At 42.9% G+C, this 26175-nt stretch carries 21 protein-coding genes and 3 tRNA genes; 12 read left to right on the top strand and 12 right to left on the bottom strand.

Annotated elements, in window-relative coordinates; translation table 11 throughout:
* Window positions 1-31: 31 nt before the first annotated feature.
* From E0H88_RS04525 to pyrC, 6 genes are all read right to left on the bottom strand, one after another.
* Window positions 32-1450, bottom strand: a complete 1419-nt coding sequence (locus tag E0H88_RS04525; RefSeq protein ID WP_131273253.1) for an amino acid permease — start codon at window positions 1448-1450, stop codon at window positions 32-34.
* Window positions 1451-1561: 111 nt separating this feature from the next.
* Window positions 1562-1637 (bottom strand) — tRNA-Glu (locus E0H88_RS04520).
* A 417-nt stretch (window positions 1638-2054) separates the two neighbouring features.
* A complete protein-coding gene (locus E0H88_RS15870; RefSeq protein ID WP_165493274.1) occupies window positions 2055-2216 on the bottom strand; it encodes a hypothetical protein in 162 nt (53 codons plus the stop codon).
* A 334-nt stretch (window positions 2217-2550) separates the two neighbouring features.
* Window positions 2551-2626, bottom strand: a tRNA-Glu gene (locus E0H88_RS04515).
* Window positions 2627-2646: 20 nt separating this feature from the next.
* Window positions 2647-3306, bottom strand: a complete 660-nt coding sequence (gene rnt / locus E0H88_RS04510; protein WP_092819913.1) for a ribonuclease T — start codon at window positions 3304-3306, stop codon at window positions 2647-2649.
* Window positions 3291-4325: a dihydroorotase gene (gene pyrC, locus E0H88_RS04505; RefSeq protein ID WP_092819995.1), complete on the bottom strand. Its 1035-nt coding sequence runs from the start codon at window positions 4323-4325 to the stop codon at window positions 3291-3293. Before pyrC ends, rnt begins: the two co-directional genes overlap by 16 nt.
* Before the next feature lie 151 nt (window positions 4326-4476).
* Here pyrC and E0H88_RS04500 point away from each other — a divergent pair, with 151 nt between their 5' ends.
* Window positions 4477-5754: a GGDEF domain-containing protein gene (locus E0H88_RS04500; RefSeq protein WP_131273252.1), complete on the top strand. Its 1278-nt coding sequence runs from the start codon at window positions 4477-4479 to the stop codon at window positions 5752-5754.
* 57 nt (window positions 5755-5811) lie between these two features.
* Here E0H88_RS04500 and argG read toward each other — a convergent pair whose 3' ends face one another.
* Window positions 5812-7155, bottom strand: a complete 1344-nt coding sequence (gene argG / locus E0H88_RS04495; RefSeq protein ID WP_092819911.1) for an argininosuccinate synthase — start codon at window positions 7153-7155, stop codon at window positions 5812-5814.
* A gap of 748 nt (window positions 7156-7903) precedes the next feature.
* Between argG and lldP the strand changes: the two genes are divergently transcribed.
* From lldP to E0H88_RS16000, 8 genes are all read left to right on the top strand, one after another.
* Window positions 7904-9580, top strand: coding sequence for an L-lactate permease (lldP, locus tag E0H88_RS04490; RefSeq protein ID WP_092819910.1), 1677 nt, complete (start codon window positions 7904-7906; stop codon window positions 9578-9580).
* A gap of 32 nt (window positions 9581-9612) precedes the next feature.
* Window positions 9613-10356 (top strand): transcriptional regulator LldR, encoded by a 744-nt coding sequence (gene lldR, locus E0H88_RS04485; RefSeq protein ID WP_131273251.1) that lies wholly within the window; start codon window positions 9613-9615, stop codon window positions 10354-10356.
* A 2-nt stretch (window positions 10357-10358) separates the two neighbouring features.
* Window positions 10359-11510: an FMN-dependent L-lactate dehydrogenase LldD gene (gene lldD / locus E0H88_RS04480; protein WP_092819909.1), complete on the top strand. Its 1152-nt coding sequence runs from the start codon at window positions 10359-10361 to the stop codon at window positions 11508-11510.
* A 292-nt stretch (window positions 11511-11802) separates the two neighbouring features.
* Entirely contained in the window at window positions 11803-13512 is a 1710-nt protein-coding gene (dld, locus tag E0H88_RS04475) for a D-lactate dehydrogenase (RefSeq protein ID WP_131273250.1), read from the top strand.
* A gap of 181 nt (window positions 13513-13693) precedes the next feature.
* On the top strand, window positions 13694-15727 hold the full coding sequence (locus tag E0H88_RS04470; protein WP_131273249.1) for an NADPH-dependent 2,4-dienoyl-CoA reductase: 2034 nt from the start codon (window positions 13694-13696) through the stop codon (window positions 15725-15727).
* A 97-nt stretch (window positions 15728-15824) separates the two neighbouring features.
* A tRNA-Ser gene (locus E0H88_RS04465) sits at window positions 15825-15914 on the top strand.
* A gap of 224 nt (window positions 15915-16138) precedes the next feature.
* A complete protein-coding gene (locus E0H88_RS04460) occupies window positions 16139-16534 on the top strand; it encodes a transposase family protein (protein WP_092819906.1) in 396 nt (131 codons plus the stop codon).
* A 42-nt stretch (window positions 16535-16576) separates the two neighbouring features.
* Window positions 16577-16957: a transposase family protein gene (locus E0H88_RS16000; RefSeq protein ID WP_228143288.1), complete on the top strand. Its 381-nt coding sequence runs from the start codon at window positions 16577-16579 to the stop codon at window positions 16955-16957.
* 290 nt (window positions 16958-17247) lie between these two features.
* Here the strand turns inward: E0H88_RS16000 and E0H88_RS04450 are convergent, their stop codons facing one another.
* The 4 genes from E0H88_RS04450 to E0H88_RS04435 form a co-directional block, all read right to left on the bottom strand.
* The gene (locus E0H88_RS04450; protein ID WP_004883953.1) at window positions 17248-18867 is read right to left on the bottom strand and encodes an oleate hydratase; all 1620 of its coding nucleotides are present in this window, start codon (window positions 18865-18867) and stop codon (window positions 17248-17250) included.
* 558 nt (window positions 18868-19425) lie between these two features.
* The gene (locus tag E0H88_RS04445) at window positions 19426-20358 is read right to left on the bottom strand and encodes an IS5 family transposase (protein ID WP_131273248.1); all 933 of its coding nucleotides are present in this window, start codon (window positions 20356-20358) and stop codon (window positions 19426-19428) included.
* 158 nt (window positions 20359-20516) lie between these two features.
* Window positions 20517-21497, bottom strand: a complete 981-nt coding sequence (locus E0H88_RS04440; protein WP_131273247.1) for a methyltransferase — start codon at window positions 21495-21497, stop codon at window positions 20517-20519.
* 329 nt (window positions 21498-21826) lie between these two features.
* Window positions 21827-22525 carry a pirin family protein gene (locus tag E0H88_RS04435; protein ID WP_131273246.1) on the bottom strand — a complete coding sequence of 233 codons (699 nt, stop codon included), beginning with the start codon at window positions 22523-22525 and terminating at the stop codon, window positions 21827-21829.
* 72 nt (window positions 22526-22597) lie between these two features.
* Between E0H88_RS04435 and E0H88_RS15865 the strand changes: the two genes are divergently transcribed.
* Entirely contained in the window at window positions 22598-22735 is a 138-nt protein-coding gene (locus tag E0H88_RS15865) for a hypothetical protein (protein ID WP_165493273.1), read from the top strand.
* Here the strand turns inward: E0H88_RS15865 and E0H88_RS04430 are convergent.
* Window positions 22719-23957: a L,D-transpeptidase family protein gene (locus E0H88_RS04430; protein WP_131273245.1), complete on the bottom strand. Its 1239-nt coding sequence runs from the start codon at window positions 23955-23957 to the stop codon at window positions 22719-22721. The genes E0H88_RS15865 and E0H88_RS04430 overlap by 17 nt on opposite strands.
* 203 nt (window positions 23958-24160) lie before the next feature.
* Here E0H88_RS04430 and hemE point away from each other — a divergent pair, with 203 nt between their 5' ends.
* A complete protein-coding gene (hemE, locus tag E0H88_RS04425) occupies window positions 24161-25231 on the top strand; it encodes a uroporphyrinogen decarboxylase (protein ID WP_131273244.1) in 1071 nt (356 codons plus the stop codon).
* A 39-nt stretch (window positions 25232-25270) separates the two neighbouring features.
* Window positions 25271-26071, top strand: a complete 801-nt coding sequence (locus E0H88_RS04420) for a DUF817 family protein (protein WP_171458667.1) — start codon at window positions 25271-25273, stop codon at window positions 26069-26071.
* Window positions 26072-26175 lie beyond the last annotated feature (104 nt).

Genomic DNA, 26175 nt, shown 5'->3' with positions numbered 1-26175 from the left:
AAGAGCGGTACTTGACCACTCCATTTCTGTGTTAGTTTTGCTTTCGATAGAAAACATAATAACTGAGATAACAACCCGCAATAAATAGCAGGCAGCCAATAAAGCCGGCCAGCATTTCCGGATCTGCTGCCATACTGATACAGGTAATAAAACAGAACACAAAACCTAGAATCGGTACAATCGGGAACAGCGGTGCGGCAAAGCCCAGCTCTTCCACGCTATGGCCGGCCTTATACCACTGGCGACGGAAATTAAACTGGCTTAAGCAAATGCTCATCCAGACCACCACCATGGTAAATGCAGCCACACCCAGCAGGTTCTTGAAGATGGTTTCCGGTGCAAACTGCTCTGACAGTAATCCCGGAATTGCACCAAACATGGTGACAATAATCGCCACAAAAGGAATGCCACGATGGTTCACTTTGGAGAATACGGCAGGTAGCTGTTTTTTGTCAGATAAAGACCACATCATGCGGGAAGCGGCATATAAACCCGAGTTGGCTGCCGATAATAGCGCGGTAATAATCACAAAGCGGATGATATCTTCCGCGTGCGGAATACCGATATAAGTAAATACCGTTACAAACGGACTGCTACTGACGCCTTCAGCACCCAAGCCTGCCATCTGATGCGGCAACAGTGCGCTAATCACCACAATTGTGCCGACAAAGAAAATCAGCAGTCGCCAGATTGCGGCATTAATCGCTTTGGGTACGTTCTTAGCCGGGTCCTGGGTTTCACCTGCGGCAACGCCAATCAGTTCGGTGCCAGAGAAGGCAAAATTGACAATCAGCATGGTGGCGAAAATTGGAAATAAGCCTTGAGGAAACCAGCCCTGAGCCGTAAGGTTGCTAAATAAAGGCGCAGAAGTGTTCCCCTGAAACGAAAGCACACCAAAAATTGCCAACAAGCCGAGAATAATAAAGCTAATCACGGTCAAGACTTTGACCAGGGAAAGCCAGAATTCAGATTCGGCAAACAGTTTGGTTGAACTCATATTGAGCCCAAAAACAATGGCTGCAAAAACGAGGGTCCAGATCCAGACAGAAATTTGCGGAAACCATTCCTGCATCAACAAGGCTGCGGCGGTAAATTCGGTTCCCAGGGTGGCAGTCCAGGTCAGCCAGTACAACCAGGTAATCATATAACCGGTACCTGGACCAATATATCTGCGTGCATAGGTACCAAAAGAACCTGATTCGGGCATGTGCACCGCAAGTTCGCCCAGACAAAGCATGACTGCATAAGCGATTAAGCCGCCTAATACATAGGAGATGATGGCACCTACAGGCCCCGTTTGTGCAATGACTTCACCCGAACCTAAAAATAACCCCGTGCCGATTGCGCCGCCTAGCGAAATCATGACCAGGTGTCGAGTACTCATAGCGCGTTTTAAAGGCGCAGAATTGCCCTGATGCATAGCATCATTCGGAGTATGAGATGACTGCATAAGAGAAAAAAGAAAAAGAAAAATGAAGCGAACTATTGTAGTGAAAAACTACGAATCTGCAATGTAATAATGATAGGTGTTGAAGCTTGAATGATCGTATAGCACGATATATGGCGACCCTACGGGGATTCGAACCCCGGTTACCGCCGTGAAAGGGCGATGTCCTAGGCCTCTAGACGATAGGGTCGTTAGGAGGTGATGCGTATATTATGGATTTTTAATAAAGCTGTCAAACCTGTAATTGTGTTATTTTTAAAATATTGAATTAATTGCATAAAAAATGACAAATCTGAAATAAAAAGTGCAGTTTTTTAATCGGGAATTGATCTGTCGCGTTAAAAGCGCATTCATTTTCAGCACGATACAACTTGTATCAATCCACCCTCTAGGGATAGCTTAATGAGATAAAGTGCAGCCATTACTCTTTTTAGCGACGGCTTAGGCTCCTCGGCAGGTGAATACTGCGAAGGTTGGGGAAGATTGGATAAGATAAAAAATAGGCTGAAAGCATTATTTTAATTATGGGTTAGGTGAATGTTAAAGCAACCAGATTCTTCGATGATGAAAATGGGTTGAAGCGGTTTTAAATTAAAAAGACCACATATTAGTGGTCGGGTGTTTGATATTTCTCAGGCTGTTCTTGCGCTGGAGCTTCTGCCGGTGTAATGGATGAATCCTTGGCTGGAGCTTCATCTCTGCTGACGATATATAAATATAAAGCAGAGGGCAGGAGAATGATTAAAACAAGGAAAAATTTTTTCAACATGCGAGCAGGTTCATTAATTGCAATGAGGGAAACTTAGCATGCAAATGGCGATAAAAAAAGGTGTCACAGCATTTAAGCCTAAACTTTAAAAATCAAGCTTGAAAACGAATATTCAGGATGGGCTGATGATTAATTTTAGAAATCATGTTTAGTGATTATCCGCAAGTTATGACGGCTTTTTAAGAGGCTATGGATGTGAATATACGAATCAAGGTTTTAATTTGAAAATGTTTTCGGTAGTAAAAATAAAGGAAACCTAGTGCCAATCTAAAAACTAAAAGTTTAGATGGTAAATAGAATATAAAACTATGAAGATAAAGAAGAGAAAAATAGATGGCGTCCCTACGGGGATTCGAACCCCGGTTACCGCCGTGAAAGGGCGATGTCCTAGGCCTCTAGACGATAGGGACGTTTAGAAGATGGCGGTATCTTATTGATCCGCCACCAAGGTGTCAAGTAGATGGGGAGCGAGTTTGTTCAAAATATAGCAAAACAGCTCTGCAGTCTTTTGAGTGTCGTACAAAGCAGAGTGTGCTTCCTTGCCATCGAACTCGATTCCCGCCTGAATGCAGGATTTTGCCAGTACGGTTTGACCAAACATCACGGCACTTAAAGTCACGGTGTCAAACACTGAAAAACTGTGAAAAGGATTTTGATTTTTAGTCCCCGTACGGGCAATGGCCGCTTGTACAAAGCCCAAATCGAAATGTGCATTATGACCGACCAAAACCGCATGGGTACAGTTTTGCTGACGACGAACTTCATTAACCGACTTGAAAATGCGTTTTAATGCACTTTTTTCATCTTCCGCCATTGCAATACGCATTGGGTTGGATGGATCAATACCAATAAATTCCAGAGAACGACGGTCTAAGTTCGCCCCTTCAAAAGGATTAATATGGGCATGGTACGCTTCACCAGGTACAAATTGGCCTTCTTCATTATAAATGATGGGGATCGCTGCAATTTCCAGCAAGGCATCGGTCTGTGAGTTAAAACCTGCTGTCTCGACATCGACAACAACAGGTAAAAATCCACGGAAACGCTGACCAATTACTGGTGGGGTTTCATCTGTCACACTTTTCTCCATTGGATGGTCTTACCCGCATACAATGGGATAATCTGTTCGCCATCCAAATAGTCTAAACTTTCCGGAATAACTTGTTCTTCTTTGACCAAAGTAATGGTATTGGTGTTGCGCGGCAGGCCATAGAAGTCAGCACCGAAGTGGCTGGCAAAACCTTCCAGTCGGTCCAGTCGGCCTACCTGATCAAAAGCCTGAGCATATAATTCAATTGCGGTAGGTGCACTGTAGCAACCGGCACAGCCACAGGCATTTTCTTTGGCATTTTTTGAATGCGGCGCGCTGTCTGTTCCCAGGAAAAACTTGGGATTAGAACTGGTCGCCACTTCAAGCAGGGTTTGCTGATGGCTTTGACGCTTTAAAATTGGCAAACAATAGAAATGCGGTTTAATACCACCCACCAGCATATCGTTACGGTTGAACAGTAAATGCTGTGGGGTAATGGTCGCAGCGACATTGCGGTCTTGTTCAAGTACAAAATGTGCCGCGTCGCTTGTGGTAATGTGTTCTAAAACCAATTTAAGTTTAGGGAATTGTTTTAGAAGCGGTGAAAGCACTTCATCTAAAAAGCGTTTTTCACGGTCAAAAATATCCACATGGTTATGGGTGACTTCACCATGAAGCAACAACGGTACTTGATGTTCTTCAAGCTGTTCAATCACTGCATAGACTTTACGGATATCACTGACGCCATTGTCTGAATTTGTGGTTGCACCGGCTGGATACAGCTTGATGGCATTCACATGCTCGGATTCTTTAATTTTTTTGACTTCGCTCGGTTGGGTCTGGTCGGTAAAATAAAGCACCATCCGGGGATCAAATGCGACACCTTCAGGGACATGCGCCATAATGCGTTCACGATAAGCCAGTGCTTCCTCAACTGTTTTGATTGGAGGGACAGTATTGGGCATGCAGATGGCACGAGCAAACTGCTTGGCAAGATCTGGAACTGTGCGTTTTAAAGATAAACCGTCACGTAAGTGAGCATGCCAATCGTCTGGCTGGAGAAGGGTGATTGTATTCAAGGCCATTTCAATCGAAGAAATAAAACAAATGATAATCCATAAAGTGTGAAAATGGTAACGAGAATTACAGACAAATGGTTATATATATATAATTCTAAATAAGAAAAATATGTTATTTTTAGTAACTAGAAGAAATAAGAAATGCTGGGCAATGGAATCCAAGTATAATCTAGCGAAATTACAATATGATAAAGAAAAGATAGAAGAACTGATTACGCGGCAAAGTCAACGCGTAGGACAGGTTTTTCCCAAAAAAATGGAACAGGAATTTTGGTCGAAAAACTTGGAACGTGCCCGTAAACATGTACAAAAATACCTGTGGGGTGGCGTTTTATCTTATTTTATTTTTATTCTGGTGATTTTACCTAGCGATTACTGGGTAATTGACAAACAGTATCTCAAGCATGATTTTCTGAACTGTAGCTTAGGGTTGGCCAATGGCGCTCTATGCCTACTGGTCTTATTTTCTTTTTCGCATTTTCCCAAACTGCGTCCCTATTTTGCTCCGGCTTCCATGGTGCTGATGTTTTGGGCCATGGTCTCCATGTCCTGGTTAACCTTGACCGTAGAAACCGTCGCCTTACGACAACAAGGTATGGCTATCCTGTGCATGATTTACATCATGGGTTCCCTTATTACTGGAGTAAAGCCATTTCAGATGCTGATGACCGGGTTTTTAGCAGCCTCAGTAACAGTCATTCTTTTCTTTCTGCTTCATGTTGATTTTGATGCCGTGGTGTTGGGGCGTATTCTTTTTGGCAGTTGCGTATTTGGTTATGTGATTAGTCATATGATTTTTGCGCGAGAACGCATGATTTATTTGTTTACTATGCGTGCCCGAATTAGTGAAAAAATGCATCGGATTCATAATTCGGAATTATTGCATTTAAGTCAGCATGATGACCTGACCAAAATCTCGAATCGTCGTACTTTCGATGAAATGATGGATGTATTTTACGAACAGACCCGTCAAGAACAAAGTGATTTGGCGATCCTGTTTATTGATATCGATTTTTTTAAAAACTATAACGATTTTTATGGGCACCAAAAAGGCGATGATGTGATTTCCTCTATCGCCAAATCAATTAAAAATGCCATTCGGCATATGGATTTCGTAGCGCGCTATGGTGGGGAAGAGTTTGTCGTATTGTTGCCTGAAACGGATGCTCATGGTGCCTATGCCGTAGCCTCAAATATATTTAAGGCCATCGAGCGTTTAGAAATTCCACACGAAAAATCTTTAATCTCCGATTTTATTACCATCAGCTTGGGCATTACTGTTTATCATGGCGAGACCGAGCTGAGTAAAGAAGAGTTGTTGGAAATTGCTGATCAGGCTTTATATCGTGCCAAGCATTTAGGCCGTAACCAGATTTATTATCAATCTATTCGCTCCAATATTCCTGCCACTGAATTAATCAAATCATAAACGGGTCAGATAAAAAAAACCGCTCTTTCGAGCGGTTTTTTTTGACGTCAAACAAACTTATTTGTTTTTGTCTTTTAATTGAGGAACAGCTGAACCAGTACCTACAGAAAGTAAGCCTGCACCTGTATAGATCCCCAGTTTTGCACGCGTATCCGTGATGTCAAGGTTACGCATCGTCAATTGACCAATACGGTCAGCAGGGCTAAACATAGAATCACCTTTCTCCATGGTTAAACGCTCAGCTTCATAAGTGAGGTTAGGAGATTCAGTGTTCATAATGGTGTAATCGTTACCGCGACGCAGTTCTAAAGTCACAGTACCCGTTACTGCTTTAGCAACCCAACGCTGTGCAGTTTCACGCAGCATCAGTGCTTGAGAATCGAACCAGCGGCCTTGGTACAACAAACGACCTAAACGCAGACCGTTGATGCGGTATTGTTCAATGGTGTCTTCGTTATGAATACCCGTCACCAGACGCTCATAAGCGATGTGAAGCAGTGCCATACCCGGCGCTTCGTAAATACCGCGAGATTTTGCTTCGATGATACGGTTTTCGATTTGGTCAGACATACCTAGACCGTGACGACCACCGATACGGTTCGCTTCAAGAATGAACTCAACCGGATCTTCGATACGTTTGTCGTTGATTGCAACAGGGAAACCTTCTTCGAAAGTAATCGATACTTCTTCAGGCTTGATTTCAACGTCATCTTTCCAGAACGCAACGCCCATGATTGGGTCAACGATTTTGATACCGGCATTCAGGTATTCAAGATCTTTCGCTTCGTGCGTTGCACCCAGCATGTTTGAGTCGGTTGAGTAGGCTTTTTCTTTTGACATTTTATAGTCAAAGCCGTTGTCGATCAGGAATTGTGACATTTCCGCACGACCACCAAGCTCATCAATAAAAGTCTGGTCTAACCAAGGTTTGTAAATTTTAAGCGCTGGATTGGTCAACAAGCCATAACGGTAGAAACGTTCAATGTCGTTACCTTTATAAGTTGAACCGTCACCCCAGATGTTGACGTCATCTTCTTTCATTGCGGTAACAAGCATGGTACCGGTTACTGCGCGACCCAATGGCGTAGTATTGAAATAAGGAACACCACCAGTGCTGATATGGAAAGCGCCACATTGAATAGCAGCAATACCTTCTAATGCAAGTTGTAAGCGGCAATCAACCAAGCGAGCTTTTACTGCGCCATACGCTTCCGCTTTTTTCGGAATCGCATCATAGTCGTCTTCATCAGGCTGACCCAGGTTTGCTGTATAAGCATAAGGTTCTGCGCCTTTTTGTTTCATCCACAATAGAGCAGCTGAAGTATCTAGACCACCAGAGAAGGCAATACCAACTTTTTTGCCTACTGGGACATTCTGCAAGATAGTTGCATTATCAGACATTGTTAATCCTAACGATATGAAATAGGCACCGAGAAATTTGGTGGCCCAAGAAAATACACATTTCTTTAATTGTAGCACTATTTTATTTCTAATGGTTTTACAAAAGAAAATCTCGTTGAAAATTTGAAACTGATAGATTCAATATATGTTTATAAGCAAAGATTTGGATTGAATCGTGAAGCAGAGCAAAGCTGTGGCTTATAAACCGGTGTTATACAGGGTTTAAAAGCAAGGCCCATAACAATTTTGAGCAGCACATTCAAAGTTTGATCGCCTGCAACATGTCCGCGCATTTTATTTCCTGTCAGCATGGTTTTCTGTCGCACCTGTTATCTGTCTCTAATTATCCAGGAGACTAATGATCAGGATCTACGCTTACTGTAAATAGTGCTTTGCTTTGAGCAAGCATCGTTCAAATAACCCCTATTATCGACTAAAGTATTAGATGGTTGTCCCGGATTTTTTAATTTTCCAAAAAAATAATAAAAATGAAATAATTAAAAATATCTGAGTGAATTTTAACCAGTGTGGTCTGTGCAGATTTTGAATATTTTATACATTATATTGGTATGACCAATTTTAAATAAATAAATTGGATATTGATCTTTAATTGGTTAAAAAGTAGCATATTTAAAGTTTAGAGATATATTTTTTAAATTAAATGATTATTGGTCATACCAATTTAAGTATTCATTGGTAGGTGATCAGACCATTTTGTATTCTGGAAAAGCATTTCAAGGAGAGGACAATGCTTCAACAATGGCAACAGATTTACGATCCTATGGGCAATATCTGGCTCTCCAGTTTGATTGCCCTGATTCCCATCATTTTCTTCTTTTTAGCACTTGCGGTATTCCGCATGAAAGGTAGCGTAGCGGGAACAATTACCGTGATCCTGGCGCTGCTGGTTTCCTTATTTTCCTATCAGATGCCGGCCGTGATGGCTTTTGCATCGATGATTTACGGTTTTTTCTATGGTTTGTGGCCAATTGCCTGGATCATCATCGGGGCCGTATTTCTATATAAAATTTCGGTTAAAACAGGGCAGTTCGATATTATTCGTTCCTCCATTCTGTCGATTACCGAAGATCAGCGCTTACAGATGCTCTTTGTGGGTTTTGCCTTTGGTACTTTCCTTGAAGGTGCAGCAGGTTTTGGTGCTCCGGTTGCCATTACCGCTGCATTGCTGGTGGGATTAGGCTTTAAACCCTTATATGCAGCGGGCTTATGCCTGATTGTCAATACTGCACCGGTTGCCTTCGGCGCAATGGGGATTCCCATTATTGTGGCCGGGCAGGTTTCCGGGGTGGATACCATGGAAATCAGCCAGATGGTAGGACGTCAGTTGCCGTTTATGGTGCCGATTGTTCTATTCTGGATTATGGCGATTATGGATGGCTGGCGCGGTGTGAAAGAAACCTGGCCAGCGGTGATTGTGGGTGGTGGATCGTTCGCGCTTGCACAATATCTCACCTCTAACTTTGTAGGTCCTGAACTGCCAGACATTACCGCTGCAATTGCTTCACTGGTTTCTTTAACAATTTTGCTTAAATTCTGGCAGCCAAAACACATTTTCCGTTTTGCAGACCAGGACGCAAATGTGGATGAATCCGCTGCTCAACAGCTCGCAGCTCAAAAACAGCAGAAATATAGCATTGCCCAAATTGCCAAGGCATGGTCGCCATTTGCCATTTTAACCGCAATGGTCACCATCTGGAGTATCAAGCCCTTTAAGGATTTATTTGCCAAAGATGGCGCGCTGCATGATCTGGTGATTTCGATCAAGGTGCCGTATTTGCATCAGCTGATCCAGAAGATGCCGCCGGTGGTCCCTGAAATTAAGGACTACGATGCGATTTATAAATTTGACTGGATTTCTGCTACAGGCACAGCCATTTTCATTGCCGCCATCATCACCATCATTTTCCTGAAAATGAAGCCTAAAGCAGCAGTCATCACTTTTGGCGAAACCATCAATGAATTGAAAGTTCCTATTTATTCCATTGGTATGGTGCTGGCTTTTGCCTTTATTGCGAACTATTCAGGCATGTCGGCTACCCTGGCTTTGGCGTTGGCACATACCGGTCAGGCATTTACCTTCTTCTCGCCATTTCTGGGTTGGTTAGGCGTGTTCCTGACCGGTTCGGACACATCTGCCAATGCGCTTTTCTCGGCACTTCAGGCGACCACGGCACAACAGATTGGCGTGCCGGAAGTATTGCTGGTTGCGGCCAATACCAGTGGCGGGGTGACCGGGAAAATGATTTCACCTCAATCGATTGCCATTGCCTGTGCGGCTGTAGGTCTGGTGGGTAAAGAATCTGATTTGTTCCGCTTTACCGTGAAACACAGTATCTCCTTTACCGTGATGATTGGTATTATCATTACCTTACAAGCCTATGTGTTCCCATGGATGATTCCATAAACTGGAATTGATGCAAGAGTAGAGAAATGCAGATGAAAGTTTCCGACCAAGCCGTACAGCAGCTCCGTATGTTGATTGAACAGAGCAATATGCAGGTTGGAGACCGTTTGCCTGCAGAACGTAAATTATGTGAACAGCTCGGGGTGTCGCGTTCATCGCTGCGTGAAGCCATTCAGCATCTGGCCAGTACGGGCATGTTACTGAGCAAGGCAGGATCTGGCACCTTTTTGCAGCTGCTGCCGAGTGCATGGACCAATCATCAAATTGTAGAACCTTTAAGCAATCTGATCGATCAGGACCCGGCTTACCGGTTTGATGTACAGGAAGCCCGCAGCGTCTTGGAGGGCGGAACGGCCTGGTATGCCGCTCAGCGTGCAACAGCAGCAGACCTGGAAAATATTCGCCGCTGTTACGATCGGATTGCCCATTATCAATCTATTGGGGATGATGATCAGGCGTCTAAAGCAGATGCCGAGTTCCATTTAGCCATTGCCGAAGCCTCACATAATTTAGTGCTAATACAGATGATGCGCGGCCTGTTTGACCTGCTGAAATACAACGTGGTTTTGGGCCGCCGGAAAGTCTATAGCGAATCGCACCGTTTTGATCAATTGCACGATCAGCACTTTCAGGTGATGGATGCGATTGAACGCCGTGATCCGGATGCTGCACGCAGTGCAGTCTGTGGACACATTGAGTTTGTAGTACAACAGGTACGCTTGATTGATGAAGAAGAAGCTCGTCGCCAGCGTGCCAGTAGATTAAACAGGATATAAGCATGATTATTTCTTCTGCGAATGATTATCGTGAAGCTGCGAAACGCCGGTTGCCGCCTTTTCTTTTTCACTATATTGATGGTGGTGCATACGCGGAATATACACTGAAGCGTAATGTGGAAGATTTATCCAAAATTGCACTAAGACAACGTGTTTTAAATGACATGTCGCAACTTAGCCTGGAAACCAAACTGTTTGATGAAACCCTGTCGATGCCGGTGGCATTGTCGCCAGTCGGTTTAACCGGGATGTATGCACGTCGCGGGGAAGTTCAGGCGGCAGTGGCGGCAGATAAAAAAGGTATTCCTTTTACGCTATCGACCGTGTCAGTCTGTCCGATTGAAGAAGTGGCGCCAGCAATTCAGCGTCCAATGTGGTTCCAGTTGTATGTACTGCGTGACCGCGGCTTTATGAAAAATGCCCTGGAACGTGCCAAAGCGGCAGGTTGCTCAACGCTCGTATTTACAGTAGATATGCCTGTACCGGGCGCACGTTACCGAGATGCCCACTCGGGTATGAGCGGGCCAAATGCGGCAATGCGCCGTTATATGCAATCCTGTTTCCATCCGCATTGGGCCTGGAATGTGGGCTTGATGGGCCGTCCGCATGATCTGGGCAATATTTCCAAATACTTGGGCAAACCAACGGGTCTTGAGGATTATATTGGCTGGTTAGGCTCTAACTTTGATCCTTCTATTTCATGGAAGGATCTGGAGTGGATTCGTGAGTTCTGGGATGGTCCAATGGTGATCAAGGGTATTTTAGACCCTGAAGATGCCAAGGATGCAGTACGTTTCGGTGCAGATGGTATTGTGGTGTCGAATCACGGTGGCCGTCAGCTGGATGGAGTCTTGTCTTCCGCGCGTGCGCTTCCACCGATTGCCGATGCAGTTAAAGGCGACATCAAAATTCTAGCCGATTCGGGTATCCGTAATGGTCTGGATGTGGTGCGTATGCTGGCTTTAGGTGCCGATACCTGTATGTTGGGTCGTGCCTTTGTCTATGCACTGGGCGCTGCCGGTGGTGAGGGTGTTTCCAATCTGCTTGAATTGATTGATAAGGAAATGCGCGTGGCAATGACGCTGACCGGTGCCAAAACCATTGCCGATATTACTTCGGATTGTTTGGTGAAGTTGGAGAAAGAGTTGGCTTAAATAATAATTTTGAATATTAAATTTAGTCAAAGCTTGAATTTGATACGCGTAAACGTCATCCGCAACTGTTTGAGGCAGGACTTTATACTTAACATCATGTTTCTGCGATGAAAATAAAGATTTGACGGAATATGACGAGTTTTGCGGATGACAATGGTTTTGCCTACTTTTCCCGAAAGAAAAGTAGGTCGAACCGAAGGTTAATTCCTGAATATAAATAATATTGGAAAGACTCCGCAGTAATGAATACCGTGTTGATTAAGCGCGACAATTCATCAATAGGATATGACAAATGCCATCCAATTTAGATGCACAGCAAACCATTCAAAAACTCATCCACATTGTCGGCAAGCAACATGTATTAACAGATGACAATGACACACGATTATACCGTCAAGGTCGCCGTTACGGTTCCGGTCAAGTCCTGGCTGTGGTCGTCCCGGGTTCATTGCTGGAACAGTGGCAAGTCTTGCAGGCTGCGGTGGATGCAGACTGTATTGTGATTATGCAGGCAGCCAATACCGGACTCACCGGTGGTTCAACCCCTTTTGGCGATGATTATGACCGTCCGGTGATTCTGATCAACACTCGACGCTTGGTTGGCATTCAAGTGATTAATGATGCGAAACAAGTGGTTTGTTTGCCCGGTGCAACGCTAGACAAACTGGAAAAAGAACTGGCAGTGTTTAATCGCGAGCCACATTCGGTGATTGGTTCCTCCTGTATCGGTGCATCGGTTTTAGGTGGAGTCTGCAATAACTCCGGTGGGGCTTTGGTTCGCCGTGGACCTGCCTATACGGAACTGGCCCTGTATGCCCGAGTAAATGAATCGGGGCAACTGCAATTGGTCAATCATCTGGGCATCCAGCTCGGTTCAACGCCAGAAGAAATTCTATCTAATCTGGAAAATCAGCAATATCAATTGACTGATATTGAAAATGATCAGCACTGCTGTGCTTCGGATCATCGCTATGCGCATGACGTGACTCAGGTCGATGAGAACACGCCGGCGCGTTTTAATGCCGATCCATCGCGCTTGTATGAAGCGTCCGGTTCGGCAGGAAAAGTCTGCGTGTTTGCGGTACGTTTGGATACCTTTGAAAAAATTCCCAGTCAGGTGTTTTATGTCGGCACCAATACCCAGCAAGATTTAACTGCTATTCGCCGTTTTCTACTTACCGATTTGCCGCGTTTGCCAATTGCAGGCGAATATATTCACCGGGTGGCTTACGATATTGGCGCGGAATATGGCAAAGACACTTTCATGTTCATTGAAAAATTCGGGACTGCCAAAGTGCCGGCGGCTTTTGCCATGAAAGATAAGCTCGATGGCTACCTGGAAAAAGTCGGCATGAAAGGGCTGTCTGATAAAGTCCTGCAAATGTTGAGCAAATTTTTACCGTCGCATTTACCGAAACGCATGAATGAGTTCCGGGATTTGTATGAGCATCATCTGGTGCTGCGCATCGAAAATCAGGATGTAGAACAGGTGCAGCAATTTTTACAGCACTATTTTTCAGCTAATACCACTGGAAATTATTTTCTGTGTACCGAAGAAGAAGGACGCAAAGCCTTTCTACACCGTTTTGCCGTAGCCGGAGCTGCCATTCGTTATCGCGACACCCATCGTTCAGAAGTGGAAGATATTGTCGCGCTGGACATTGCCTTACGCCGTAATGACCGGGAATGGGTGGAAACTTTGCCGAAAGAAATGGATGAGCTGATTATTCATAAACTGTATTACGGTCATTTTTTATGTCATGTGTTCCATCAGGACTATATTGTGAAAAAAGGCGTAGATCCTTTGGCAATAGAACATCAGATGTGGAGTTTACTGGATGCACGTGGGGCTGAATATCCCGCAGAACATAATGTCGGGCATTTATATGTGGCCAAGCCTGCGCTCAAAAAGCATTATCAAAAACTGGACCCGACCAATAGCTTTAATGTGGGAATTGGTCATACTTCAAAATTGAAATACTGGAATCAAGAAACAAATTAAAAAACTGAATTATAATAAAAAATAACGGGTTCTATCTCAGGCGCAGTGCTTAGACTGCGCTTTTTTTATGAAAAATTGACTGTTTCGTCAGACAATGTGTAAAACAAGTCATAAACAAAAGAATAAAAATAGGTAAAGTAATATGCAACAAGTTGCAAAGCCAATATATAAAGGATCCATCATGACAACTCGCTATGCAAATATATTAAAACCGCTGCATTTGGGCTTTACGACTATTAAAAACCGTGTCGTGATGGGTTCCATGCATACCGGTCTGGAAGACCGTTTTTATAATTATCCTAAATTGGCCGCATATTTTGGCGAACGGGCAAAAGGTGGCGTAGGGCTGATTATTACCGGGGGAATTTCACCGAACCGTCAGGGTTGGTTGCTTCCGGCGGGCGGTACCATGAATAATTTGGCGGATGTGGCGCCACATCGTTTGGTGACGCATGCCGTACATAAGCATGGTGCAAAAATCTTGATGCAGATTTTGCATTCGGGCCGTTATGGCTATCAGCCTTTTGTGGTTTCTGCCAGCCCGATTAAATCTCCAATTTCACCATTTAAACCGCGTCAAATGAGTGAAAAGCAGATTTTAGAGACCATCGAAGATTATGCACACACGGCTAGCATTGCCAAAAAAGCCGGCTATGATGGCGTGGAAGTTATGGGTTCTGAAGGCTATTTGCTGAATCAGTTTTTAAGCCGTCATGTCAATCAGCGTACCGACCGCTGGGGTGGCGACATTGAAAACCGCATGCGTTTTGCCATAGAGATTGTTAAAGCTATTCGTGAAAAAGTCGGTGAAAAATTTATTATCTGTTTCCGTTTGTCCATGCTCGATTTAGTACATGATGGCAACACCATGCAGGAAGTGATTACGGTGGCACAGGCTTTGGAAAAAGCCGGAGTTACCTTGCTGAATACCGGAATTGGCTGGCATGAAGCCCGTATTCCGACCATTGTCACTTCAGTGCCACGTGCAGCGTTTGCTGACTATACGGCCGAAGTGAAAAAGCATGTGGCTATTCCTGTGATTGCCTCCAACCGGATTAACATGCCTGAAACGGCCGAAGAAATTTTGGCGGCTGGAAAAGCAGATATGGTGCAGATGGCACGACCATTGTTGGCAGATGCCTTCTGGGTCAGCAAAACTGCCACCAATCGGGTAGATGAAATCAATACCTGTATTGCCTGTAATCAGGCTTGCCTGGACCACACCTTTAAAAATAAGCGTGCAACCTGTCTGGTCAATCCACGCGCGGCTTATGAAACAGAACTGGTGTATGTAAAAACCAAAGCACCGAAAAAAATCGCCGTTGTCGGTGGTGGTGTGGCAGGCATGTCGGCTGCAACAGTGGCTGCCAGTCGTGGTCATAAAGTCACATTATTTGAAGCAAGCCATGAAGTGGGCGGGCAATTCAATCTGGCCAAAGTGGTACCGGGTAAAGAAGAGTTTCATGAAACCATCCGTTATTTTAAAGTTCAGATTGAAAGAACTGGTGTAGAACTGCGCTTAAATACCAGAGTCAACCGTGAACAACTGGAACGTGAGGGTTTTGATGAAGTTGTGGTGGCAACGGGAGTAATCCCTCGTGCATTAAAAATAGCAGGCAGTCAGGCACCGCAAGTGTTGTCTTATGCAGAAGTATTACGTGGAGCTGCTGTTGGCAATCGGGTGGCGGTGATTGGTGCCGGTGGTATTGGTTTTGATGTGTCCGAGTTTTTATTAAAGCCTGAACATCAGCCACAGCCGCAACCCTTGGCGGACTGGCAGCGGGAGTGGGGCATTGACCCTAATCCGAATTATATTTCTGAAGGTGGCCTGCAAGCTGCTGAAGTGGCTCATCCGGTACGTGAAATTTATCTCTTGCAACGCAAAACGACACCGCTGGGGATTGGATTAGGCAAGACCACAGGTTGGGTACATCGTGCACAATTGAAAAAGCATGCAGTAAAAATGCTGCGCGGAGTGCAATATCAATCCATTACAGATGAGGGCTTATGGATTAAAACCAATGGCTATGACCAGCTGTTACGTGTGGATACCGTAGTGGTGTGTGCAGGGCAGGAGTCAGTGAAGGAGATTATGCCGAATGACGGTGAACATACCTTGGCGAATTACCATATTATTGGCGGTGCCAAACTGGCAGCAGAGCTTGATGCCAAGCGTGCAATTCGCGAGGGTGCTGAATTGGCAGCCAAATTATGATGTTTTAAGTTGATTTGGTGAAACAATATTCATTTGAATGGTTTAGTTGTAATTTTTACTTGTCAGCTTTTAAAAACATCCGTATTATGGCGAACATGGAAGCGTGGCAGAGCGGTTTAATGCACCGGTCTTGAAAACCGACGAGGGTGCGAGTCCTCCGTGAGTTCGAATCTCACCGCTTCCGCCAAATTTCGAATTAAGCCCTTGTATTTGCAAGGGCTTTTTTCTTACCTGTGCTTTTGTCCCACATTATAACCCACATAAAATTTTGGATTGGAATAATCAAAATAAGAATAATTCAGACAGGTTTGGATAATAGGTAAATAGATCTCTTTCATAAATCAAAAAACGAGCACCTTTTTGATTGATATTTGTACTCTAATTTTCTTAGCATTCGTGCATAATCTGCGGATGAAATACATTGATTCAAAGAAGCTTTCTGAAAAACAGTTTAAGCGATATACGGGCATCTCATGGTCAACCTTTTATTTAATGGTTGAGCAATTGCAGAAGCATGTTCCAGCTAAAGGCAGACCACCCAAGTTAAGTGTGGAGGATCAGGTTCTGCTCTGTCTGAGCTATTGGCGGGAATACCGAACCTTATTTCACATTGCTACAAGTTACGGTATTTCAGAGCCCACAGCCTCAAGAATTGTACGTCATGTTGAAGATTGCCTGATTCAGTCCAAGCTGTTTAATTTACCGAAGAATTTGCCCGAAGGCGAAGGCATAGACTGGAATGTGGTGATCGTGGATGCCACAGAAATTCCAATTCAAAGGCCTAAAAAAACAGAAGAAAAGCTATAGTGGCAAGAAAAAGACGCATACCTTTAAAGTACAGTACATGCCATCATCCATTATAAAACTCAGCAAATTCTGAGTTTATGCACTGATCGCGGTACGGTGCATGATTTTGAGCTATTCAAACGTAATTTAAAGCAGATTCCTTCAGGAGCTTTTATCCTTGCAGATAAAGGCTACCAGGGAATTTATGCTGTGTATCCTAATAGCCTGTTGCCGTTAAAAGCCAAAAGACGCTGTAAACTGGATCCTGAACTCAAAATCTATAATCAGGAAATCAACAAAAGAAGAATCGGGATCGAGCATGTATTTGGTCGCCTGAAGACCTTTAAAATCCTTGCTGGACGTTACCGAAATAGAGGTAAAAGACTGGGTTTGAGATTCAGTTTAATTACTGGAATCTATAACTTGGAGTTGAGTGAAAAATGATTTATGAAAGACGTCTACTAATGACGTATAAAGTTTTATATAATTTTCCTGTTTATGTGATTTAAAATTAGGTACGTACACCGCCTCAACTTTTTAATAAAGTATAAAAGATGTTTACGTAGACAATAACCTTACTTTTGATAGGCTAAAAGTAAGCAAAAGCCTTTGTTATCCATACAAAACATCCCTGTTATGATGGATAACATATGGCATCTCTGTCACACTCGATGATTTTAAATTAAACGATGTAATAGTAGCAAAAAGCTGTCCCTTCAGTTTATATTAAAAACTTAGTGGAATACTGTTTCCAAAGCTTTCAAACCAACTTTAGGATCAAGTAGACCGTTGTAAATTTCAGGGATTTCACGTTCCACCCCAAAAAATTCATAAATGGCAAGCATCGCCCCACGAACTGAATATTCCACAGTAAAGACCACGTCATCTTCAATTTCCACAAACTGTCCAAGGAAAGCAAAGTTTTGTGAGCCTTGTGGAATTACCTGTGGACGGTCCCCCGGTTTACGGCAGGCGAATAGGGCAGAGGCGTATGGCATCATGGCGGTAGTAACATCAGTCGTTGCCAAAACATGATCTAAAATGTCGTCAAAACCGAGCTGTTTAATCAGTTCTGTTAGGATTTCTTGCCCCGTGGCTTCGGACATTGGTTTTTTGATGTAATCGCCTATATGGTCAATTTGGAAACCGTAGCCCCATAAGGTATATAAACCTTCAGGTAAGTCGGCAAAGTGTGGCTGTGCAGGAACCACGATGGATAAATGCCAACCCGACTCATACCAAGTCATGAGTGCGCCTGTGCCTGGTTCATTGCCTGTATAGTCAATAATACGTTTAAGTAGCACGTCATCTTTCATGGTCAGAGTGAAAGACTCCCACTTATGTTCATCGACATTGCCATAAAAAGTCATTGGACGGCCAAAGTCTGGGGCTTTTTGTGCCAGCGTTTCCCAAAGCGTCCAGCCATGATCTTCTCGATGACGAATAAGGGCAGGCACGTCATGATTACCGCCATAACGTGAGTCTGCTGTAATAGAGCCTAAAGTGAAAATAGCTAAATCATTGGCTTTCAGATTAATTTGCTCTGAGCCTTCAGGCAATTGTACATATAGGCGTGAAGCGTAGCGTTCTTGAGTTTCAGCATTGGTAATGAAGTCTGCATCTGTGACATAGTGTCCAAAACGCACATCGACGCCTTGTGCGACTAACCAACGCTGTAGGGGCAGAATCATCGAGTCATATTGGTTGTACTTGGTACGTTTCACACCCGCTAAGGTATGAATGCGTGGCAATTCTTGAATAAAACGCAAGAAATAGCGTCTTAACTCTGCTGCACTGTGCCATTTTTGAAAAGCGAAAGTCGTGCGCCACATGCGCCAGAAATTGGTTTCAAAAAAGGTTTCATCAAAAAACTCATCAATGCGGCGACTGCCAATTTTTTCTTCTTTTGAAGCTAATAGGCGCAGCATCTGTGCACGATGTAGCGTATTCAGACCAAGCTTTGCTGCATCCGCAATGACATGTTCGGCATCAATCAACCGTGCATTGGCGTGGGTTTTCACTTTTTCATTAAACTCACGACATTCTTCACGCACCGAAATGTCTGGATTTTCCAAAGATGGAATACTGGAAAATAAGTCCCATAGGCACAAATAAGTTTCATCGGTCAGCATTCGCCCACCACGTGTTACCCAAGCTTGCGCGGCATGCGGTGTATGTCCACCATCCATCGAACCACCTGAAATATCGAGTTCTTCTAAAATATGGATATTTTTGGCAGGGACTTTGGCATCACGGATTGCAAATGCAGCAGCAGCCATACCTGCGATACCACCACCAATAATCCAAAGATGGGACTGTTGCGCGTCTAATGGGGTGCGCTTCTTATTTTGCATGGTTCACCTTTAATTATGATGTTAAAAATTATGAAGTAAAAAAATTGGTTTAGAAAAACCTTAAAAATAGTATGTCTTTTTATATATGAAAAATGTATGAAATGGGAAGCAATTTACTCATTATATTTTGTAATCAAAAAAATGTAAGTAATGGTTATTTTTAATACACATTTGTATTTTTATTAAAATAAAATATGATTTAAGTAATTGATTTTATTATTTTATAGAATAATAACTCTATTTTGATCATATTTGTTTGTGTCTGGAAGAATGTGTTTGAAACTAGGCTTTCTATTGATCATTAAAAGATATAATTGAATAATGTATAGCCTATACATTGAAATATAAACGTGAAAATTAATTGATAAAGTGAATATTGTAACAACCTTGTTTAGCGTAAAATCGTTACTGATCAGATATTTTTAAACCACAAAGTGCAAAAGATATAAATGATAAGCTTCTAAGTCCAGTTTTAGGAAAAAACTATGAAATTGGAATTAAAGGGCTTTGTTGCACAAAGATTTAAAAATTAAACCTAGCCGCCTATTCTATTCAAATTTAAGTTACAACGTGGGTGTGGGGTCGGCCTAATTCCGTAAATTTATTCAGAACTGCAATTCTCGCATGTATCTCATTTACCTGACTTGAAAAATGCTTTGCTGATAATTTATCTCCTAATAATTTAATACAGTGCATTTTAGTCTCAACCAAACTTCGACGATGATACCCCGACCAGTTTTTCCATATTGTCCTACCTAAACGCTTAATTGTTCGAAGCAATTCATTTCTCTCAAGTGAATGAAACTTTTTATCTTTCCAAGGCTTTGCATTTTTTCTGGGTGGAATCACTGCATGTGCTTGTCGACCTACAATTATTTGTCGGCAGTATTTTGTGTCATAAGCTCCATCTGCATAAACAGAATCAATCTTCTCCTCTCGTAGAATTTGATTAATTAAATCATCAAGTACCTGTGAATCACTGACATTATTTGTAGTGAGCTGAACCGCCCGTATTTGCAGGGTTTTAGCATCAATACCTATGTGAAGCTTACGCCATTGACGACGATATTCAGGCTGATGTTTCTTACGTTTCCATTCACCTTCACCTAAAAATTTCAGGCCAGTGGAATCGATGAGTAGATGCAGTCCATCACTGCTTTTCTGATAGCTAATCGCAATATTAATATGCTTTTGTCTTCTACAGAGGGTGGAATAATCTGGTGCGGTCCAATCGAAACCACAGAGTTTAATAAGGCTCTGAACAAATCCTGTGACCATGCGTAAAGAGAGTCGAAATAGTGATTTGATCATGAGACAACATTGAATAGCTGCATCGGAATAAGTTTGATTTCGACCTTGTTTACCCTGTGGGTGTTCATACCACTGAGTACTAGGATCAAACCAAATTGAGATATTTCCTCTATTTACTAAAGCACGTTTATAAGAGGGCCAATTCATTGTACGATAAATTTTAGGTGCTGGCTTATTCATTTCAGAATTATATTGTGGAATAAGACCTTATCGGTAGGTTTGTGCAACAAAGCCGTTGAGCACTAACAATGAAGTTATTTCAAGATGGTTAATGATTCTCACAGCTAGCTTGACTCATTTATATCTGTTAATTGTTCCTATATTCGAAAAGTAATTTCCTATTTAAGCTCAACTGTATTTTTTAATTTCACCAAAGCCAAAGCAATTCTTTCTATATGTTGATACGCTGGTTGCTCCAATTCTTCCCCAAAAACATCGGGATCAATTTCCTCATAAGACCAATGGAAATTCGGTTGAGGCACTATCAATTTTTCAAGCTGTTCTAAAAAAGGATTACCGTCTGGACGGATAGCCACACCAGTATATAAAAATAAATATCCTTGAGAATTTAGTCGCTGAATGCCTTGTTTTACAATATTAAAAGCGAGTTCATTACCATCCAGTTGATTTCCACCATGCCGATATTGGCGCTGATCTGCATCCATCAAATAAGGCGGATTGGCAAAAATAAGGTCAAACTGCCCATCCAAACGGGTAAATAAATTACTGTAAACCGGATAAATATTGCCTAAACCTGCAAAGCCGGCATTGATTTGACTATATAACAACGCTTTCGGATTAAGATCCGAGACGATTATTTCACTAAAGTCTGGATAATGTTTGGCCATGCTAATGGCAGCGGCCGAAGTACCACAGCACAATTCCACAGCCCGTTTAAATGAATGGGGGCGAGCTGCCAAATATTGTTTGAGATGATACTCAAAGCGGTAAGTGTCGGGACCAAAAAATACCGAATCCTGCTGAACGGTCGGGAAACTGGAATGAATGAATAATTCCTGACTGAGTGAAGCGACACGTACATCACTCCGCCATTGATGATCCTGAAAATGGATAAGCTGATTGTCTTTCAGAATTTCGAAAAGCGCCGGCTCGAGATCAGTTTCGGTAAATGCCAAATTCCAGCCGAATATGTCCCGAAGCGTAATTGCAGTGTTTTTTTCTTGTCTTTTCCGGCTCAGAATACGTTGATGGGAAAGTGGGGTAGTGGTGGTAAACTGGTAGTCTCGCTGTTTTAAAAAATCTAATAAAAAAAGCAAAGCCTGTTGTTGAGCTGTATCGACATTCAAAATCTGGTTCATATGGATTTTCTCTTCTGATTATTAAAAACCAATTTCAAGGTTTTTTGATCCTGTTTAAGCTTTTGAAATGGGATGGCCAGACGAGTCCTGACTGATTAAAATAATTTTTTATCGGCTGATTGCATAAAAAAGATAAGCTTGATATTCGCCTAAAAAGCAGTTGTTTTGGGTAAAAAAGTGCTGCTGATTGGTTGGATTTGTATTTTTCTATAGTTGAGGGTGAGAGGGTGTAATCACTGGTTTAAATTGAATAAATTATTGATTTTATTTAAATATATCGAGATGACTATTTAGCAATAATCATCTCGGACCGGGATTGATCGATAGCTTTAACCTTGCAATTCAGGCAAATCAAACCAGATGACTTGTGCATCTTGCAACGCTTCAATCTGACTTGCCTCTATAAAGGCAATAGCACCCCCAGCTTCTACAGTATGCTCTGCAATTTTGACTGCACCTGAAATCACATGCACATAATTGATATGTTGAGTCGCTTCAATAGGCAAACTTTGACCTTGCTGAATCACCGCAGTTTTTACTTCGGCTTGCTGACGAATATGCATCGGTGCATTTTCGTTGGGGCCAACAATCAAATGCCATTGATTCGGCTGTTCACGCGGATCACATTTGATTTGTTGATAGCTTGGTTCTGCATTGCGTTCATTTGGAATAATCCAGATCTGCAATAAATGAACAGGCTCATCACCCTGGTTAATTTCACTGTGCTGAACACCTGTTCCGGCGCTCATCAGCTGCCATTCACCGGCAGAAATTCCACCTTCATTTCCCATGCTGTCTTTATGAGAAATCGTTCCCTTAAGCACACAGGTCAAAATTTCCATATTGTCATGAGGATGGGTACCAAAACCGTTATGCGCTGCAATCAGGTCATCATTAATCACGCGCAGGGCACTCACACCCATGAGTTTTGGGTTGTACCAGCTGCCAAACGAGAAGCTGTGTTTAGATTCAAGCCAGCCCATTTTGACATGACCACGGTTGTCACTTGGATGTAAAAAAGCATTCATCATGATGCTCCTATCATTATTTTTAAACATGGGCTTATTTTAATGGTTTGAAAATGACATAGAAATTATAAAATGGCAACAAATCATTCTATTTTTGAAACGATGCTTGTTGAAGATGGCTTTACTGTTCAGGCAGCAGGTTATAAAAAAGCCTGCAACGGATGCAGGCTTTTCTTGATGCAGCGTACAGGAATTATTCCAGGAATTTAACCGTTACACCTGATTTGACTTTCTTGCCCAAGTCATTGGCATCCCAGTTGGTCAAGCGGATACAACCATGCGATGCGGTTTTGGAAATGGCTGACGGGTTTGGCGTACCGTGAATACCAAAGGATTTTTTGCTTAAACCAATCCAGATATTTCCTACAGGGCCATTCGGACCAGGCGGTAAAGAAAGTGGTTTAGTATTTTTACCTTGAATAAAGTTACTTGGTGAATAGCTGTACCATGGATTTGGCGCTACACCGGTAATTTTATAGGTACCTGTAGGAGATGGGGTATCTGAACTACCAATCGTGGCAGGGAATGATCCAATCATCTGGTTGCGGCTATTAAACAAGTACAGTTGTTTTGCACCTTTATGCGCAACGATTAGATGAATATCTTCCGGAACTTCATTGCGGATATTGGCCACAATGATTTTTTCACCAGCCTTTTTGAAAGTGGCTTTAGGATTCAACTTTTTCAAAAAGTCTTCATCCATATGGAATTTTTCACCCAGCATTTCCGTTACGCGTGTGTAATACAGACCTTTCATTTTGGCTTGCAAGGCATAATCGTGCGGAATGGTTTGTGCATAAGGACCTTTCAGGTCTGCATCGGTAATCGTATATTCAATAAATGCAGGTTTGGAACCTTGGCGAGCAATCAAAGCATTCCAGGTTTCCTGAGTTAAAATACCGGTTGGTTTAATGCCATTGATTTGCTGGAAGGAAGCAATCGCTTTAAGGGTATTTTTACCGCTTGCACCATCAATCGCACCCGGAGAAGCATGGGCATTGTTCAGCATCACATGTGCACGTGCATAAACAGGAAATTGACCCTTGCCAATATTGTCATACCATTCAGCGTTATTTAAACCTTGCAAGGTCCAGGACGCTTTCGCAGCAGCAGAAGTGGTACCGGTTGGCGTGCTCAGTGTTTTTGTTGTCGGTGCAGCGCCAATCGCAGCATTCTCATCTTCCGTATTTTGAAGATCTTGCAGGGTTTCTGAAGCCTTGTTCAGGTCATTTTGTTCTTGTGGTGTAATCTGCGTATTCGCAGTGCTGGCCGCACCAGATGCTGCATCGGTTGCAAGTGGATCAATCGGATCTTGAACTGCAATATTGGTCATCTTTTTAGGATTTAATGGTTGTTCAGCAGTAGATGCGGCAAATGCTGTACCTGCAAAAATGCAACTTAAACTCATGGCGAGTAATGTGCGAACGTACATGTAATTCAACCTTAAGAATTATTCATTAACTATGTGACAAAACTACGCAAGTATTGCAGAAAAAATGAGGAGATGCAGTATTTGTTTTGTGTAAAAATTATTTTACATTTAACGTGATCGATTTTTAGCTGCAAGAGAAGTTACTAAATTTTCGACCTTTTTGTTATGATGGTTCGAAGATTAAAAATGAGATGGGAAAGTAAATGACGACGCTAAAAAACGATCGTTTTCTGCGGGCCTTATTGCGTGAGCCGGTAGATACCACACCAGTTTGGATGATGCGTCAAGCAGGACGTTATTTGCCTGAATATCGTGAAACACGTGCCAAAGCAGGCGATTTCCTTTCCCTGTGCAAAAACAACGATTTTGCCTGTGAAGTGACCTTACAACCTTTGCGTCGTTATGATTTGGACGCTGCCATTCTGTTTTCAGACATTTTAACCGTACCCGATGCTTTGGGGCTGGGACTTTATTTTGAAGCCGGGGAAGGTCCAAAGTTCCATAAAACCATCCGCACAGAGCAAGATGTTGCCAGTTTGCCCAATTTCAATGCCAAATCCGACCTTGATTATGTGATGAATGCTGTAAGCACCATTCGTTCGGCATTGGGTGGACAAGTGCCGTTGATTGGTTTTTCAGGGAGTCCGTGGACACTGGCTACATATATGGTGGAAGGCGGTTCCAGCAAGGATTTCCGTTACACCAAACAGATGATGTATGCCCAGCCGGAAGTGTTGCACGCTTTGCTGGACCGCTTGGCGATTGCCGTGATTGATTATTTAAATGCGCAAATTGATGCCGGGGCGCAGGCGGTACAGATTTTTGACAGCTGGGGTGGTGCGCTGGCACATCGTGAATATATCGAATTTTCACTGAATTACATGCAAAAAATTGTTGCCGGTTTAAACCGTGAAAAAGACGGGCGTAAAGTTCCGGTTATTTTATTCACCAAAGGCGGCGGCCAGTGGCTTGAGCCTATGGTGGCCACTGGTGCAGACGCGTTTGGACTGGACTGGACCACGCCTTTGAATGTCGCCCGCCAAACCGTGAATGGTCGTGCTGCATTACAGGGTAACCTCGATCCGGCCACCTTATATGGCACGCCAGCATCGATTGAAAAAGCCACCAAAGCCATGCTGGATGATGCTTATGCGCATGGCGAGAAAACCGGTTATGTGGCCAACCTGGGCCATGGTATTACCCAGTGGGTTGATCCTGCGAATCCTAAAGTGTTTATTGATACGGTGCATGAATATAGCGCCAAATATTTATAAATAGATGTGAGTTCACTCAGTTTTTAGGATTCAACCTTGATCAGTTTTTTTAAATCATGTTTTGAGTTCTCATTTAAGGCAGCTTCGGCTGCCTTATTTGGGATATTGCTGCTGATTGCTTTTGCACTTAGTGCATCTATGGGGAGCCAGGAGTTTTACGGCTTTTTCCGGTATGATTACTTATTGTTCTATGCCTTAATCATTCAGGCCTGTTTGCTGTATTTAAAACTGGAATCCTGGGCCGAAGCCAAGGTTATTGCCTTGTTCCATATTTTGGCCATGGGCATGGAAATTTTTCTGACCCATCCGCAAATCGCATCCTGGCAATATCCACAGCCGGCGGTGTTTAAAATACTGACGGTTCCTTTATTTGCAGGCTTTATGTATTCGGCAGTAGGAAGTTTTTTTGCTCGTTCACTCAGGTTGTATCAGGTGTCATTTGAAAAATTGCCGGGTTTTAGCAACCTGCTGGCTTTGGCGGTGCTGTCCTATATCAACTTCATGAGCAAGTTTTTTGTTCCCGATATCCGCCTGTTGCTTTTCGCCTGGAGTGTGATCATTTTCTGGAAAACCAAAATTCGCTTCCAGTTACAGCAACATCAGATTCAGCTACCGATGTTAGCCGTACTGATTGTATTGGCGTTTATTATCTGGATTGCGGAAAATATCAGTACCTTTAATAAAATCTGGCTCTATCCCAGTCAGGTCGAAACTTGGCATATGGTTGGTTGGGGCAAGATGGGGTCGTGGTATTTACTGCTGCTTTTGAGTCTGGTTTTGGTGCTAAAAATACTGGGTAATCGCAGCAAAGATGGGGTCTGGACTTTAAAAACTAAATAATTTCAAAAACTTGTATGTTAAAGAATAACTTTAGTAGAAATTGCTTTGCGTTATCAGAAAGTTGCAGCTATCTTACAGAGGTGTAATAAAATTTACACAACTGT

Origin of the sequence: Acinetobacter sp. ANC 4216 (assembly GCF_004331195.1) — a bacterium.
In the GTDB taxonomy this organism is placed as follows: Bacteria; Pseudomonadota; Gammaproteobacteria; order Pseudomonadales; family Moraxellaceae; genus Acinetobacter; species Acinetobacter kookii.
Note: the sequence above shows the minus strand (reverse complement) of the source record. Positions and strands in the feature narration are given on the sequence as shown.